The organism is Kitasatospora sp. NPDC001309 (assembly GCF_042896295.1).
Lineage (GTDB): Bacteria > Actinomycetota > Actinomycetes > Streptomycetales > Streptomycetaceae > Kitasatospora.
Genome location: NZ_JBIAXC010000043.1, coordinates 18,039 through 30,792 on the forward strand (window position 1 = coordinate 18,039; position 12,754 = coordinate 30,792).

The 12,754-nt window shown below is 71.0% G+C and carries 10 protein-coding genes; all 10 read left to right on the forward strand.

The window, feature by feature from the left end; all coding sequences use genetic code 11:
- Nucleotides 1-31: 31 nt before the first annotated feature.
- Nucleotides 32-2,209 (forward strand): alkyl/aryl-sulfatase, encoded by a 2,178-nt coding sequence (locus ACFY2K_RS33060; RefSeq protein ID WP_387716355.1) that lies wholly within the window; start codon nucleotides 32-34, stop codon nucleotides 2,207-2,209.
- Nucleotides 2,210-2,503: 294 nt separating this feature from the next.
- The gene (locus tag ACFY2K_RS33065; RefSeq protein ID WP_375895900.1) at nucleotides 2,504-3,247 is read left to right on the forward strand and encodes a helix-turn-helix domain-containing protein; all 744 of its coding nucleotides are present in this window, start codon (nucleotides 2,504-2,506) and stop codon (nucleotides 3,245-3,247) included.
- A gap of 88 nt (nucleotides 3,248-3,335) precedes the next feature.
- Complete coding sequence (locus ACFY2K_RS33070) at nucleotides 3,336-3,812, forward strand: carboxymuconolactone decarboxylase family protein (protein ID WP_375895897.1); 477 nt, start codon at nucleotides 3,336-3,338, stop codon at nucleotides 3,810-3,812.
- 289 nt (nucleotides 3,813-4,101) lie between these two features.
- Nucleotides 4,102-4,890: a response regulator transcription factor gene (locus tag ACFY2K_RS33075; protein ID WP_375895337.1), complete on the forward strand. Its 789-nt coding sequence runs from the start codon at nucleotides 4,102-4,104 to the stop codon at nucleotides 4,888-4,890.
- An 11-nt stretch (nucleotides 4,891-4,901) separates the two neighbouring features.
- The gene (locus ACFY2K_RS33080) at nucleotides 4,902-6,413 is read left to right on the forward strand and encodes a sensor histidine kinase (RefSeq protein WP_380526186.1); all 1,512 of its coding nucleotides are present in this window, start codon (nucleotides 4,902-4,904) and stop codon (nucleotides 6,411-6,413) included.
- 185 nt (nucleotides 6,414-6,598) lie between these two features.
- Complete coding sequence (locus ACFY2K_RS33085; RefSeq protein ID WP_380592128.1) at nucleotides 6,599-7,528, forward strand: LAETG motif-containing sortase-dependent surface protein; 930 nt, start codon at nucleotides 6,599-6,601, stop codon at nucleotides 7,526-7,528.
- 265 nt (nucleotides 7,529-7,793) lie between these two features.
- On the forward strand, nucleotides 7,794-8,375 hold the full coding sequence (locus ACFY2K_RS33090) for a Uma2 family endonuclease (protein ID WP_380526190.1): 582 nt from the start codon (nucleotides 7,794-7,796) through the stop codon (nucleotides 8,373-8,375).
- On the forward strand, nucleotides 8,368-9,735 hold the full coding sequence (locus tag ACFY2K_RS33095) for an oxygenase MpaB family protein (protein WP_387716359.1): 1,368 nt from the start codon (nucleotides 8,368-8,370) through the stop codon (nucleotides 9,733-9,735). Before ACFY2K_RS33090 ends, ACFY2K_RS33095 begins: the two co-directional genes overlap by 8 nt.
- 378 nt (nucleotides 9,736-10,113) lie before the next feature.
- Complete coding sequence (locus ACFY2K_RS33100; protein ID WP_375895324.1) at nucleotides 10,114-11,658, forward strand: cytochrome ubiquinol oxidase subunit I; 1,545 nt, start codon at nucleotides 10,114-10,116, stop codon at nucleotides 11,656-11,658.
- Between the two features lie 56 nt (nucleotides 11,659-11,714).
- Complete coding sequence (gene cydB, locus ACFY2K_RS33105; RefSeq protein WP_387716361.1) at nucleotides 11,715-12,752, forward strand: cytochrome d ubiquinol oxidase subunit II; 1,038 nt, start codon at nucleotides 11,715-11,717, stop codon at nucleotides 12,750-12,752.
- The last annotated feature ends 2 nt before the right edge of the window (nucleotides 12,753-12,754 follow it).

Here is a 12,754-nt window from a genome sequence, read left to right on the forward strand (position 1 = left end):
TCCCGCACAACGACGTGGAGGTGGCTTCGCCATGCCTGGAACACCCGAGTACGCCGAGCCCATCGAGCCCATCGAGCCGACCCCCGCCGTCGCGGCGGCGAACCGGCGGGCCGCGGAGGCGGCCACGGCCGCCGACGAGAAGGACGGCCGGGACTTCGCCGACGCGAGCCGGTTCCTGATCGCCCCGCCGGACGTGCCCGTCATCGTCTCCCGCAAGGACCGGGAGAAGGTGGTCTGGGACTTCACCGCCTACGAGTTCCTCGACCCCGACAACCGTTCCGGGTTCCCGACGGTCAACGGCAGCCTCCACCGCCAAGGCGAACTGACGGCGATCGCAGGCCTGTTCCAGGTCACCAGCTGTCGCGAGTACCGGATCTACCAGGTGCGCGGCTACGACCTGTCCAACATGACGATCGTCGAGAGCGACGCCGGCCTGGTCGTCATCGACCCGCTGGCCTGCTACGAGACCGCGCAGGCCGCGCTCCGGCTGTTCCGGGACAAGACGGAGCTCAGCAAGGAGCAGCGGCCGGTCAAGGGCATCGTCTACACCCACTGCCACGTCGACCACTTCGGCGGCTCCCGCGGCCTGTTCCACGAGCTCGGCGACCCGTTGGAGCCCGGCGTGCCCGTCGTCGCGCCGGAGGGCTTCCTCGAACACGCCGTCAGCGAGAACATCTACGCCGGCCCCGCGATGGCCCGGCGCGCGCAGTACATGTATGCGGCGCAGCTGGACAAGGGCCCGACGGGGCAGGTCGGTTCGGGCCTCGGTCTGACCATCTCCACCGGCGAGGTGACGCTGGTCCCGCCGACCGAGTACATCGGCGGACCGGCCCACCCGGCGGTGCCGGAGCAGAGCTGGCGGGACGGCTACGTCATCCCGTGGCGTCCGGGCCTGTACGAGTTCGCCCTGGCCGGCGTGCAGATGCTGTTCCAGCTCACCCCGGGCACCGAGGCCCCGGCGGAGATGAACATCTACTTCCCGGACGCCCGCACCCTGTGCATCGCCGAGAACGCCACCCACACCATGCACAACATCCTCAGCCTGCGCGGCGCGCAGGTGCGGGACGCCCACGCCTGGTCGAAGTACCTCACCGAGTCGATCCAGACCTTCGGCAAGGAGACGGACGTCCTGTTCGCCTCGCACCACTGGCCGGTGTGGGCCGAGGTGGAGCAGGAGGGGCCGGGCGAGAAGGTGAGCAACGCCCGCATCCTCGAATTCCTCAACAAGCAGCGCGACATGTACGGCTACCTCAACGACCAGACGCTGCGCCTGATCAACGCGGGGCAGACCGGCACCGAGATCGCCGAGGAGCTGGCGACCCTCCCGCCCGGCCTCGACGACCACTGGTACAACCGGGGTTACTACGGCTCGGTGAGCCACAACCTCAAGGCGGTCTACCAGCGGTACATGGGCTGGTACGACGCCAACCCGGCGCACCTGTGGACGCTGCCGCCGGTGCAGGCGGGGGCCAACTACGTGCAGGCGATGGGCGGCGCGGAGGCCGTCGTCACCCAGGCCCGGCAGGCCTACGACACCGACACCCCGGACGGCTTCCGCTGGGCCGCCGAACTCCTCAACCACGTCGTCTTCGGCGCCGCCGCCACGACCGGCACGACCGGCACGACCGGCACGACCGGTACGGCCGGCACGCCGGTCCCCGCGGACGTGCTCCAGCAGGCCAAGGAGCTCCAGGCGAAGGTGTTCACCCAGCTCGGCTACGGCGCCGAGAACGGCACCTGGCGCAATGCCTACCTGACCGGCGCCCAGGAGGTCGTCCACGGCCCGCAGCCGCTGATCACCAGCCAGTCCTCCGCCGACCTGATCCGCAGCACCACCCTGGACCAGTTCTTCTCGGCGCTCGCCCGCAGCGTGGACGGGCCGACGGCCGCCGAGCAGCACCGCGTGCCGATCGCGCTCAACTGGGAGTTCACCGACACCGGCGACCGCTGCACCACGACCCTGCGCAACGGCGTGCTGGTCTTCGTGCCGGGCGGCGACCGCTTCGTCGAGGTCCCGGACGCCACCATCACGCTCACCCGCCGGACGCTCGACGACATCGCCGAAACCCCCGGTTTCCAGCGGAACTTCGACCGGGCGGTGCAGGACGGGAGGATCACGCTGGCCGGCACGTACGCCCAGCAGGCGGCGGACAGCGTCTTCGGCACGCTGACCCTGCCGGACCCGAAGTTCCCGATCGTCACCCCGTGACGCGGTGATACGGCGTCCGGGCCCCGGTCTCCCCACCGGGGCCCGGACGCCGGCGCTGCGGGACCACTCTTGGCCCCTTGGTTTCTGACGTAGGAAAAGCTACGTTGCGTTCATCGTTCTGCTCATCGCATCGCGGCAAGAGAATCCTATTTTCGCAGGTAGGTTGCCAGGGATCAGCGCCAGAGACCTGCGGGGAATGCAACGAGCCCGGGCCGCCTTTCGTTGCAATGGATTGACGGTGGACGCTATCGTGGACGGAGAGCGCAGAGACCATCGATCCCGAAGGAGGCCGCGATGCCGGGCGGCAGGCTCACCCAGCAGGAACGCCAGCAGATCGCGCTGGGACTGGCCGACGACCTCGCGTACGCGGAGATCGCCAGGCGCCTCGACCGGCCGACCTCGACCGTCACCCGCGAGGTGATGCGCAACGGCGGCCCCGCCACCTACCGCGCCGACCTCGCCCACCGCGCCACCGGACACCGCGCCCAGCGCCGGCGGCAGTCCGCGCCCCAGGGGCCGGGCGCCACCCCGCAGCCGCACGGCCGGGACGCCGAGGCGGTGCACGCGTACGAGGAGGTGTTCACCGCCGTCCTGATGCAGTCCGGCATGCCCCGGATGATGTCCCGGGTGCTGGCCTGCCTCTACCTCACCGACGCGGGCAGCCTCACCGCCGCCGAGCTGGTCGAGCGCCTCCAGGTCAGCCCGGCGACCATCTCCAAGTCGATCGCCTTCCTGGAGAGCCAGGGCATGGTGACCCGGGAGCGCGACGAGCGGCGCCGCGAGCGCTACTTCGTGGACGACGACATCTGGTACCGCTCGATGATGGTCAGCGCCCAGGCCACCGCCCAGCTCGTCGACACCGCCCGGCAGGGCGTCGGCATCCTCGGCGGCGGGACCCCGGCGGGCAACCGGCTGGAGAACATCGCCCGCTTCCTGGACTTCGTCTCCGAGTCGATCGCCCGCGCCGCCGAACAGGGCCGCGAGGTGCTGCACGCGAAGCCGCTGGGCGGGGAGGACGCGGAGGGCGCGGAGGTGTGACGGGGGTCACCGTCAGGCGTGTCACGCGGCGCCCGGCCACCTTGTCCAAGAGAACGACAAGGAAGTGCCGAACCCGAGGGAGCACACCGTGGAAGCCCGACTGAACCCCTTCGCCAACCCGGTCATGACCAAGGTCTACAAGCACCTGATCGCCGCGAACCAGCCGATCGCCGACTCGACGCTGCCGTACGCGACCCAGGAGCTGGTGCGGCTGCGGGCCAGCCAGATCAACGGCTGCGGGTTCTGCGTCGACATGCACTTCAAGGACGCCGTGCACGCGGGGGAGGAGGCGACCAGGCTGAACCTGGTGGCGGTCTGGCGCGAGGCCACCGTCTTCACCGACGCCGAGCGGGCCGCCCTGGAGCTGGCCGAGCAGGGCAGCCGGCTCGCCGACGGGGGCGGGGTGACGGACGAGGCATGGGCGAACGCGGCGAAGCACTACGACGAGGAGCAGCTCGCGGCGCTGGTCTGCGTCATCGCGCTGATCAACGCCTTCAACCGGGGCAACGTCATGATCCGCCAGCCCGCCGGGGACTACCGGCCGGGCCAGTTCGCCCAGCACTGAGCCGAGAGTGTGTGCGCGGTCGGGCGGCACCCCGTCCGACCGCCCGCCGCCGCCCGCCGCCGCCCGCCGCCGCCCTCCGCGGTTCGCCGCCGCCCGCCGCCGTCCGCGGCCGCCGCGGGCGGGTGGGGGCGTGACCGGCCCGTGCGCACACCACCGAGCCCCACCCCAGGGGGCTTGTCACCGCAAAACCGACCGTTAAGGTGTTAATCCAACATTCATCCATGCCGCATAGCCTCCGGGGGCTAGCCTCATGCTGAACGTCATCGTCCGACCGGGAGGCGGAACCCCCGTGCAAGGCACTGTCACCACACCGGGCGGCCCCGCCGTGGCCGGGGGCCAGGGCGAGGCCTTCCTCCTCGTCGTGGACGACGAGCCGAACATCCGCGAACTGCTCGCAGCCTCGCTGCGCTTCTCCGGATTCCGGGTCGCCTCCGCCGCGAGCGGGACGGAAGCGCTGGAACTGATCGCCGTCGAACGTCCGGACCTGGTGGTCCTCGACGTGATGCTGCCCGACCTCGACGGCTTCACCGTCGTCGAGAAGCTGCGCGAGCGCACCAACCGGGGCCAGATAGCCGGGCCCGCGCACGGACACCCGGGCGACCACCTGCCGGTGCTGTTCCTCACCGCCAAGGACGGCGTCGGCGACAAGGTGCAGGGCCTGGCCGCGGGCGCGGACGACTACGTCACCAAGCCGTTCAGCCTGGAGGAGCTGATCGCCCGGATCCGGGCGATCCTGCGCCGGGCCGGCGGCCCCGCCGAGGACGGGCGCCTGCTGGTGGCCGACCTCAGCCTCGACCCGGTCGCCCACGAGGTGACCAGGGCCGGCACCCCGGTCGCGCTCTCCCCGACCGAGTTCAAGCTGCTGCACTACCTGATGGCCAACGTCGGCCGGGTGGTGTCCAAGGCGCAGATCCTCGACCACGTCTGGGCCTACGACTTCGGCGGCGACCTCTCCATCGTCGAGTCGTACATCTCCTACCTGCGCCGCAAGCTCGACTCCGGACCGGCGCACGGCCCCAAGCTGATCCACACCGTGCGCGGCATCGGCTACGCGCTGCGCCGCCCCCCGCAGGGCTGACGGGCCGGCCCGTGTTCACCCGCTTCACCTCCCGGCTGTCGCTGCGCGCCCGGCTCCTGGTCCTCGCCCTCGTGCTGGTGACCACCGGGCTCGCGGTCAGCGACACCTTCGTGCTGGGCGCCGTGCGGGCCCAGCTGGTGGAGCAGCTGGACGAGCAACTCCAGCGCTACGGCGTGCCGTTGTCCCGCAAGGCGCCGATGCAGGTGAGTACCCCGGGCAGCAGCAAGCCGGTCGTCTCGGGGCGCCGGATCAGCCTGCCCAGCCAGTACCTGGTGCAGTGGCTGTCCGCGGACGGCAAGGTCCAGACCTCGCTCCGCCAGCCCGTCTCGGACACCGACCCGGCCCCCCAACTCGGTGGCCTGGACCCGACCCAGACCGCCCCCGACACCCCCTTCGACCTGCCCGACCAGCGCGGCCACCACAGCTGGCGGGTCCTGGTGCTGCCGATCCAGGCCCCGCGCACGCCGACCCCCGGGCCCGGCGTGTTCGCCTCCCCGGTCAGCACCCCGACCTACGTCATGGTCGCCGTCTCCCGCGAGGACATCGACACCACCGTCGGCCGGCTGAGCACCTCCTTCCTGGCCATCGGCGGCGGCGTCCTGCTGCTCATCGCCGCGCTCGGCTTCTTCGCCGTCCGGGCGGGACTGCGGCCGCTGCGGCGGATCGAGGAGGGCGCCGCGCGGATCGCGGCCGGCGAACTCTCGCACCGGATGCCGGAACTCTCCCCCGGCACCGAGGTCGGACGGCTGTCCGTCGCGCTCAACGGCATGCTCACCCAGATCGAGGCGGCCTTCGCGGCCCGCGCCGAGTCCGAGGCCCGGATGCGGCGCTTCGTCGCCGACGCCTCGCACGAACTGCGCACCCCGCTGGCCGGCATCCGCGGCTTCGCCGAGCTGTACCGGATGGGCGCGCTGCCCACCGGGGCGGACGTCACCCGGACCATGAGCCGGATCGAGAGCGAGGCCGTCCGGATGGGCACCCTGGTCGAGGACCTGCTGGTGCTCGCCCGGCTCGACGAGGAACGCCCGCTCGACCTCGCCCCGATGGACCTGCGCACCCTCGCCGCCGACGCCCTGCACGACCTCACCGCGCTCGACCCCAGCCGCCCGGTCGCCCTCACCGGCCCGGCCGGCACCGGCGCGCCCGGAGCGGCGCCCGTCCTCGGCGACGAGGCGCGGCTGCGGCAGGTGGTCACCAACCTGGTCGGCAACGCCGTCAAGCACACCCCGCCCGGCACCCCGGTGCGGATCGGGGTCGGCGGCGGGCCCGACGGGGTCTGCCTGCTGGAGGTCGCCGACACCGGGCCGGGCCTCACCGAGGAGCAGGCCCAGCGGGTCTTCGACCGCTTCTACCGGGTCGACGCCTCCCGCAGCCGCGACAACGGCGGCGGCGGCGGACTCGGCCTCGCCATCGCCACCGCCCTCACCCGCGCCCACGGCGGCACCCTCACCCTGGACACCGCCCCGGGCGCCGGCGCTACGTTCCGGGTCGAACTGCCCACGAATGGCGACCGGGTTTCCTGAGCCCTTGTCGACCGTCTTTGTCGACTCGTCAATTCCGCTGCGGACCGGGCAATTACGGCGTCCCTCCCATTGCCGGAAACCGGCATGGAGAGCAAAGAATCCGTATGCCTATGATCGGCGCTGCCGGAGCGTCAGAAGGCGCCCCGGCAAGGGTATGTGCTTTCCTTTTCGACCCGAAAGGGGTCATGGTGAAACTCCGCCGTACGCTGGTCTCGGCCGCCCTCGTCGCCGCCGTGCTCTCGCCCGCCGCCGTCCTCCCCGCGGCACCCGCCTTCGCGGAGTCGGCTCCGGCGGCCCCGGCCCAGAACGACACCGGCTCGATCGCCGCCCTGGAGAAGGCCGCCGCCGACGCGGCCAAGGCCTACCAGAAGGCCAAGACCGAGCAGGCCGACATCGCGGCCAAGCTCGAAGCCTTCGACCCGGAGCCCTACCTCGCCAAGCACCGCGAGGCCCAGGCCGCCGCCAAGAAGGCCACCGAGGCCCGGACCGCCGCCGAGGACGAGCTCCACCAGGCCATGTCCGTCTACGACAAGGCGTCGGACGCCGAGCGCGAGAAGGCCCGGCAGGACCTGCTGAAGGCGATGGACAAGGCCAACGCCGCCATCGCCGCCGAGAAGAAGGCCCAGGCGGCCGCCGCGGCCACCGGCACGGCGGCGGACGACGCCAAGGTCGACCTCTTCCGCAAGATCAACGCCGCCAACAAGGCGGTCGAGACCGCTCTCGCCGTGAAGAACACCGCCGACAAGGCCCTCGCCGACGCCAAGGCCGCGGCGGAGAAGCCCGCCGAGAAGCCGGTCGAGAAGCCGGCGGACAAGCCCGCCGAGAAGCCGGCCGACAAGCCCGCCGACCAGGGCGCCCAGCAGCCCGGCACCGTCACCCCGGTCACCGACAAGTCGACCACTACGGTGAAGACTTCGAGCTCCACCGACACCAAGGCCGCCGCCGCGACCGCCACCGCGACCACCACAGCGACCACCGGTTCGGCCACCGAGCTCGCCGAGACCGGCTCCAACCCGGCCACCCCGTACCTCGCCCTCGGCGCCGCCACCGCCATCGGCCTCGGCGCCGCCGCCCTCTACGTCTCGCGCCGCAAGGGCGCCCGCCCCACCTCCTGACCCACCCGGTCCGCGCCCGCTCGGGAGGAGGACGCGGACCCCGGCACCCCCGCCACCGCAGGGCAGGCCCCTTCCGGCCTGCCCTGCGGTTTCGCGTTTCCGCACCCCAAACGCCCCGTTCGGGTGAACCCCGGGCCATTCACCCGATCAGCCCTCCGGTCGTGTGCGACCGTGCTGCCGTCGCTTGTGCGAGATCGCGCAGGCTCATCACACTGGACCGGAGAAGAGGTGTCTCGTGAGCGTGCTAGTTGCTGAGGTGGCCGTCGTGAACCTGGACCAGGTGCTTTGGGACGTGTGGAAGTCCTCGGAACTGCCTGAGGGCTATCGCCTGGAGATCATCGAGGAGACCCTCGCGGTGTCACCCACGGGCAGCAGCCGTCATTTCGATGTGAACAACCGGGTCTTGGAGGATCTCTTCCTCCACCTGCGTGGCAGTGAATGGAGGCCCGGGAACGACTGCAACGTCATCGACGGACTCAAGGTCTTGATCCCCGACGTGTTCGTCGCACCGAAGGACATCGAATCGGTCGAGCATCCCGAGGGCAAGGGCGTACTGGCTTCCAGCGTCGCGCTGGTCGTGGAGACCGTCTCGCCCGGTTCTGAGAACCGCACGCGCGACCACGTCCTCAAGCACCGCGCCTACGCCCGTGCCGGCATCCCGGTGTACGTGATCATCGACGATCACGAGAACGGCGGCGTGGTGACCATCCTCACCGGGCCGGATCGTGAGCGCCGCGCGTACGAGTACGCGGCCCGGATCCCGTACGGCAAGGAGGCCGTGATCCCCGAGGGCCCGGCCAAGGGCTTCGTGATCGGCCCCGGGATCACCGGAGAGCCCCGTGGTTGATCCGACGTCCGTCTCCTTCAAGCGGGACCTCTCCGAGTGGCGGATCGCCCTCGTCGCCTGGCGGTTGCTGATCCTCCAGGCGGCGGATCCGGTGGTGGGCGCCGGGATGCACGAGCACTCCACCTACCGGGCACACCCGTGGCGGCGGATCGAGCACACCCTGGGCAGTGGCCGGCGGCTGTTCTACGCGGACGCGGACGCCCTGCGCCGGGAGGTGGCCCGGCTGAACCGCGCCCACAAGCGGATCAGCGGCACGATGCCGGACGGCCAGGCGTACGACGCCCGGGACGCGGCGACCAGGGTGTGGGTGCTGCTGACGCTGTTCGAGTGCGTGGCGGCCATGCGGCGGCTCGGCGGGGACGGCTACGACGCGGACCAACTGGAGCTGGTGTACGCGGAGTTCAGGGAGGCGATCGCGGCCTTCGAGCTGCCGGAGGAGGAGCTCCCGAAGACCGCCGCCGACCTGCCCGGGTACTTCGCCCGGTACGCCGCCGAGAAGCTGGAGTTCACCGAGGCCGCCCGCTACCTCCTGGACGACATCCTGCACGAGGCGCCCCGCCCGCGCCGGCTGTGGTTCCTCGGGGACGCCGGGTGGCGGGTCACCCGGTCCCTGGTCGCCCGGCTGCTCCGTGAGTTGACGGTGGCGGACCTGCCGCCGGCCGTGCGGGAGCGGTTCGGCCTGGTCCGGACCCGGCGGGGTGCCCTGCTGTCGGTGCTGCTGCACCGCGGTGCCGGGATCGTCGTGCCGCGCCTCCCGGAGCGGCTGCGCTACCGGGCCCCGGAGGAGCAGGCCCCGCCGCGCCGGCTGCGGCCGCAGCGCCGGGACGCGCGCGGCTCCCGGGTGGACCGGTTCTTCCGCGAGGTGCTCGACCAGACCGGGGACGGCGTGATCACCGTGCACGACCTGCGGGCGATGGCCCACAACGTGTGCTGGCAGCTGGAGTTGGACGAGGCCGCGGAGGCCCGGGTGTACGCGGCCTTCGACGGGTGGTGGGAGCAGCTGCGGGTGGCGATGGACGCCGACGGGAACGGTGAGGTGAGCCGGGAGGAGTTCGTGGCGGGGACGCTGGCGGGCTGCGACCGGGACGACGCGTACCTGGAGCAGGGGCTGCTGCCCGCTCTGCGGGCGGTGTTCACCGCGGCCGACACCGACGGCAGCGGCTTCCTGGAGTTCGACGAGTACCGCGCGGTGTTCGGCGGCCCGCGGGTGCACCCGGCCGAGCTGTCGCACGGTTTCCGCCAGTTGGACACGGACGGGGACGGGCGGATCACGGTGGAGGAGTTCGTGGGGGGCTTCACCGAGTTCTTCACCGCCCGGGCCGACTCGACCTCGGGCGCCCAGCTCCTCGGCCGTCCGTAGCCGAGGTCCGCCCACAAGCCCACAGCCGAGCAGGCGCTCAGCGCCTAGCACGCCCCGCCCGCGACCGCGAGCGGGGCGTGCCGCTGTCAAGCGCCGGTTCGGCCAAGAGCGGCGCGCCGTCCGCCCGCTCGTTCGTTGCCCCGGGCCCGGCCGGTCCGCAGACTGTGCGCACCGCCCGCACACACCGTGACGCACCGCACAGGGATGTCAACCCCACCCCACCTGCGGTTCCCCCGTAAGGATGGTGGATACTGTGCTTGTGAACGTGTTCACGTTCACAAGCGGACAAGCTTGCACGGGTGTGCGGCGGTCTACGGCTATAGATGAAGTTTGTCCGGAACACGCCCTGAGAAAGGGCCGGTTGGGAGAGAGGGCGACGTGGAACTGGCAATCGCTCACGAGACGATCGCGCGATGGCAATTCGGAGTCACCACCGTCTACCACTTCCTCTTCGTACCGCTCACCATCAGCCTGGCCGCGATCGTGGCCGGGCTGGAGACCGCCTGGGTGCGTACGAACAAGGAGAAGTACTTCCACGCGACGAAGTTCTGGGGAAAGCTCTTCCTCATCAACATCGCGATGGGCGTCGTCACCGGAATCGTCCAGGAATTCCAGTTCGGCATGAACTGGTCCGACTACTCCCGCTTCGTCGGTGACGTCTTCGGCGCCCCGCTCGCGATGGAGGCGCTGATCGCCTTCTTCTTCGAGTCCACCTTCATCGGCCTGTGGATCTTCGGCTGGGACAAGCTGCCGAAGAAGATCCACTGCGCCTGCATGTGGATGGTCGCGCTGGGCACCGTGCTCTCCGCCTACTTCATCCTGGCCGCCAACTCCTGGATGCAGCACCCGGTCGGCTACGCGATCGACCCGGCCACCGGCAAGGCGCAGCTCACCGACATCGCCGCGGTGCTGTTCCAGAACACCACCCTCACCGTCGTCTTCCACACCCTGACCGCCGCCTTCCTCACCGGCGCCGCCTTCATGGTCGGCATCTCCTCCTTCCACCTCTGGAAGGCCAAGCGCAAGCCCGAGGGCGCCGACCCGAAGAAGACCGCCGTGATGCGCACCTCGCTGCGGCTCGGCCTGGTCCTCGCCGTGGTCTTCGGCGCCGGCACCGCGCTCAGCGGTGACACCCTCGGCAAGGTCATGTTCGAGCAGCAGCCGATGAAGATGGCCGCCGCCGAGGCACTGTGGGACACCCAGTCGCCCGCGCCGTTCTCGATCTTCGCGGTCGGCGACGTCAGCAAGGGCCACAACTCGGTCGAGCTGGAGATCCCCGGGATACTCTCCTTCCTCGCCCACAGCGATTTCAGCTCCTCCGTGCCCGGCATCAACGACACCGCGGCCGCCGAGGCCGCCGCGCACGGCGGCGACCCCAAGGACTACATCCCGAGCGTCTTCGTGACGTACTGGGGCTTCCGCTTCATGATCGGCTTCGGGATGACCTCCTTCGTCGCCGCCCTGATCGGACTCTGGACCACCCGCCGGAAGTTCCTGCTGCGCCCCGAGTTCCGCACCGGCGACACCGAGGTGCCCCGGCTGATGCTCACCCCGTCCAAGGAGATGGGGCCGCTGCTCACCAAGTGGAGCTGGCGGATCGGCATCCTGACCATGGGCTTCCCGCTGATCGCCAACAGCTTCGGCTGGATCTTCACCGAGATGGGCCGTCAGCCCTGGGCCGTCTTCGGCCTGATGACCACCGCGAGCGCCGTCTCCCCGAACGTCGGCATCGGCACCCAGATCGGCGCGCTGGCCACCTTCACCACGCTGTACGCGATCCTCGCCGTCGTCGAGGTCCGGCTGCTGGTCAAGTACGCCAAGGCGGGCCCGGTGGTGACCGAGCAGCCCCCGGCCAAGGACCCGTCGCTGCGCGGCCCGGCCGCGGACGAGGACGCCGACAAGCCGCTCGCCTTCGCCTACTGAACCCGTACTGAACCCGTACTGAACCGTACTGACCCACGGAAAGGAGACCTAGGGTCATGCAACTCCACGACGTCTGGTTCGTGCTGATCGCGGTCCTGTGGATCGGCTACTTCTTCCTGGAGGGCTTCGACTTCGGGATCGGCATCCTCACCAAGCCGCTCGCCCGCGACACCGCCGAGCGGCGGGTCCTGATCAACACCATCGGCCCGGTCTGGGACGGCAACGAGGTCTGGCTGCTGACCGCCGGCGGCGCCACCTTCGCCGCCTTCCCGGACTGGTACGCGACCCTGTTCAGCGGCTTCTACATCCCGCTGCTGGCCATCCTGGTCTGCCTGATCGTCCGCGGCGTGGCCTTCGAGTACCGGGCCAAGCGGGACGGCGCCCGGTGGCAGCGCAACTGGGAGGAGGCCATCTTCTGGACCTCCCTCCTGCCGGCCTTCCTGTGGGGCGTGGCCTTCGCCAACATCGTCCGCGGCGTGGACATCGACGCGCAGAAGAACTACGTCGGCGGCCTCGCCGACCTGCTCAACCCGTACGCGCTGCTCGGCGGGCTGGTGACGCTCACCCTGTTCATCTTCCACGGCGCGGTGTTCGCGGCGCTCAAGACCGTCGGCGAGATCCGTGAGCGGGCCCGCCGGGCCGCCCGGTACGCGGGCCTGGCCGCCGCCGTCCTCGCCCTCGCCTTCCTGGTCTGGACCCAGGCGGACAGCGGCAACGGACGCAGCCTGGCCGCCCTGGTGGCCGCGGTGCTGGCCCTGGCCGGCGCCCTGGCGGCCAACCAACTCGGCCGCGAGGGCTGGGCGTTCATCCTCTCCGGGGCGACCATCGTGGCCGCCGTGGCGATGCTCTTCCTGGCTCTCTTCCCGAACGTCATGCCGTCCACGCTCAACCCGGACTGGAGCCTGACCGTCACCAACGCGGCCTCCTCGCCGTACACGCTCAAGCTGATGACCATCGTGGCCGCCGTCTTCACCCCGCTGGTGCTGCTCTACCAGGGCTGGACCTACTGGGTGTTCCGCAAGCGGATCGGGGTCCAGCACATCCCCGGCCACCAGGCCGGTCAGCAGCCCGCCGCCCCGGCCGACCGGGCCTGACG